4 protein-coding genes and 2 tRNA genes are annotated in these 2161 nt (G+C 55.7%); 1 reads left to right on the top strand and 5 read right to left on the bottom strand.

The genetic code is table 11. The annotated features are described in order from the left end of the window. The 5 genes from OZD63_RS05775 to gpt form a co-directional block, all read right to left on the bottom strand. A partial coding sequence (locus tag OZD63_RS05775; RefSeq protein ID WP_275008356.1) for an FAD-dependent oxidoreductase occupies nucleotides 1–471 on the bottom strand: 471 nt, incomplete at its 3' end. A gap of 184 nt (nucleotides 472–655) precedes the next feature. Then, a tRNA-Arg gene (locus tag OZD63_RS05770) sits at nucleotides 656–732 on the bottom strand. A 39-nt stretch (nucleotides 733–771) separates the two neighbouring features. Then, nucleotides 772–1077 (bottom strand): ETC complex I subunit, encoded by a 306-nt coding sequence (locus tag OZD63_RS05765; RefSeq protein ID WP_086656052.1) that lies wholly within the window; start codon nucleotides 1075–1077, stop codon nucleotides 772–774. A 21-nt stretch (nucleotides 1078–1098) separates the two neighbouring features. Next, nucleotides 1099–1175: transfer RNA gene (locus tag OZD63_RS05760), tRNA-Pro, on the bottom strand. 57 nt (nucleotides 1176–1232) lie between these two features. Then, a complete protein-coding gene (gene gpt / locus OZD63_RS05755) occupies nucleotides 1233–1730 on the bottom strand; it encodes a xanthine phosphoribosyltransferase (RefSeq protein ID WP_025826780.1) in 498 nt (165 codons plus the stop codon). A gap of 179 nt (nucleotides 1731–1909) precedes the next feature. Between gpt and OZD63_RS05750 the strand changes: the two genes are divergently transcribed. Continuing rightward, nucleotides 1910–2161: uracil phosphoribosyltransferase (locus OZD63_RS05750; protein ID WP_275008354.1), on the top strand; the 252-nt coding region annotated here is incomplete at its 3' end.

Here is a 2161-nt window from a genome sequence, read left to right as displayed (position 1 = left end):
CTGTTTGCGCGTATAGCCGTGGAAAAATGCGCGATAAAGTTCCGGGCCAATCATGCTCAGCGCCTGTTCTTCAAAAGAGCGAGGAGCCTGAATGGAACGATCCGCTTTGCTTTCAATAAAAGCCCGTGCGTCCTTCGGCCCCATGGTTGTTCCAAAGAACTGGTTGATCGTCAGAAGGTTTACCGGAAGCGTATAGACACGCTCTTTTGAAATCGCTTTAACCCGGTTCACATAAGGCTGAAACTTGCCGAAACGCTGCACATACTCCCACGCCCTCTTATCGGCTGTATGGAAAATATGCGGCCCATATTTATGGACCATAACGCCGGTCTCCGCATCCCGCTCGGTGTGGCAGTTGCCGCCAATATGGGGACGTTCATCCACAACCGTCACCTTGTGGCCACGCTCAGCCAGATGTCGGGCAAGAATTGCTCCGCTAAACCCGGCGCCCACAACGCAGAATGACTTCAACTTCTCAACTCCCGACAGGACCAGGTCTGGTTTTACGCAAAGCCCTTAACCGGGCCGGAATGACGATATCTTCATTCTTCCCAAGGCCTACCCTCAGGCCCGGCTTTCGGCAAGCAAAAGCACGTTGCAAACTGTGCTGAATTATCAGCCAGCCTTTGATGTTGAGAATGAAGGATAAAGTCTATGGCGCGCCCTGCTGGATTCGAACCAGCGACCCACAGCTTAGAAGGCTGTTGCTCTATCCAACTGAGCTAAGGGCGCGTACTCTGCACCCTCCGATAGTCGGAAATATCCGGAAAATCAATGGGTCCAGTTCTGGATCCGGTCAGACCGGAAATTGTCGGCATACACTTTGGGCTTGCGAATACGCTGCACCGGGGCTTCAACCTCGTATGCCACGTGCTCACGCTCAGCGTAAGCCACCGCCTCATCGCAAGACTCAAAATACAGGCGAAGCTGGGACTGAGTGTCCTGACTTCCTGTCCAGCCCATCAGCGCATCCTGACGCCTTGGGGCTGTCTGCCCATATTCAAAAACCCACTCACGCGTGCCAGCCAGTCCTGACTGCCCCGCGGGTTTAGGCTGCTTATAAATCCGTGCCGGCATAGTGATGCCTCCAGATATAAGTGGTCGGGGCGCCCGGACTCGAACCGGGGGCCTCGTGTACCCAAAACACGCGCGCTACCAGGCTGCGCCACGCCCCGAATGCAGCGGAACCTAAGCGGCATTCGGCAGGCTGGCAAGCCCATTGTGGTAAAAAATCAGTCAGCCTTGTTTTCAGCTTTATCCATGGCCTTGGTCGCCAGCGGAGGCACAAACAACGGCGCTGTATCCCACGGGAACAAAACCCAGGTATCCTGCGGCACTTCCACCACAAAATGATTGGTCAGCTTCATGCCAGCCGGCTTGGCATACAGACAGGCAAAATAGGCTTTGGGCAAGCGTTCACGCACAACGCGCGCGGTAACGCCGGAATCCACCAGATCGTCAATAACGAGAAACCCCTCACCATCCCCTGCCGCATCGGGAGATTTGATGATGGTGGGCTTGCCGCGCTCTTCTTCATCATACGTCACGACGGAAATCGTTTCGACCAGACGGCAGTTCAGTTCCCGCGCGATGATCGCCGCAGGGATCAATCCGCCCCGTGTGACGGCAACCACACCTTTAAAGGGCATTTTAGGCACCAGAGCCTCTGCCAGAATACGGGCATCTCTGTGTAACTGGTCCCACGTGACAGTCGCGTAATTTACGGCCATCTGGCGCTACTTCCTCTTCAAACAAACATCAGGCCAGACAGACCCGGCCAACAGGACCCGTCCGGGCCTTACCGCGCCCTTCTGCCACTAGTCCGGGCTGCGCTGCAAACCTCGATTAAGAAAAATTTCCTGCACCCGAAAATATAGCGTAATTTTCTTTCAATCGTTATGCTTCCCCCATGACTTCAGAACCCCTCTCTCCCCTCCCCCCTGTGGTGCTTGACCACCCTCTCATCCAGCACAAGCTGACCCATCTGCGCCGCAAGGAAACCTCTACAGCCGGCTTCCGCCGCCTGGTGCGCGAACTCAGCCTGCTGATGTGCTATGAAGCCACACGCGACCTTCCGCTGGAGCCGGTGGGCATTGAAACACCGCTTGAGACAATGCAGGGCCAGCAGCTGGCGGGCCCAGATGTCTGCTTCATTTCCATC

It is taken from the genome of Wolbachia endosymbiont of Drosophila leontia (assembly GCF_028981785.1).
Lineage (GTDB): Bacteria > Pseudomonadota > Alphaproteobacteria > Rickettsiales > Anaplasmataceae > Wolbachia > Wolbachia pipientis.
Note: the sequence above shows the minus strand (reverse complement) of the source record. Positions and strands in the feature narration are given on the sequence as shown.

Bases quoted from the DNA above. Each gene is read 5' to 3' on its own strand.
- OZD63_RS05765 (WP_086656052.1), bottom strand. From the start codon at position 1,077: ATGCCGGCACGGATTTATAAGCAGCCTAAACCCGCGGGGCAGTCAGGA.
- gpt (WP_025826780.1), bottom strand. From the start codon at position 1,730: ATGGCCGTAAATTACGCGACTGTCACGTGGGACCAGTTACACAGAGAT.